General features: G+C 73.7%; 1 pseudogene. It reads right to left on the reverse strand.

The annotated features are described in order from the left end of the window. A pseudogene (locus AC27IO_RS25265) lies at positions 1-570 on the reverse strand (PepSY domain-containing protein); the annotation flags it as partial.

The following is a 570-nucleotide window of genomic DNA, read 5'->3' on the forward strand; positions in this document are numbered from 1 at the left end:
TGGGCCCTGCGGCGGGCCCATGGCCAGCGGCCCGCCCTGCAGCGCCGCCAGATTCAGCGGCGGCGCGCCGCTGTCGAACAGCTTCCACGGGTTCATCGACATGAAGCCGCTGAAGATCCATGCGATGGTCGCCGCCGAAAACACCAGTCCCAGCGCATGGTGCCAGCGCATCGCGGGCGTGGGGTAGGGCGTGCGCGCGCCGCTGCGGTAGCGCCCGCGAAAAGCGCCAGCGCTGCAGGCCCACGACGGTGCCGGCCAGCGCCGCCAGCGTGCCGGCGACGGCGAGCGTGTTCACCGTGGCGCTCCAGTAGGGCTGCAGCGCGTTGCCGCGCAGCGGGTAGAGCCAGTGGATCCACGTGCCCACGTAGCCCCACAGGCGCTCGGTGCGCGGCGCATCGCGCACCACCTCGCCCGTGGTGCCGGACACGTAGAGCACGGTGCCGTCCGCACCGTGCAGCCGCACGCGGTGCAGCGGCCGGTGCATGTCCAGCCCGCGCGAATGGGTGAACGCATCTTCCTGCAGCGTGCCCTCGTAGTCCGCGGCCACGCCGGGGGCCGGCCCAGGCCGCG

This window comes from Acidovorax sp. KNOB132, assembly GCF_057541515.1.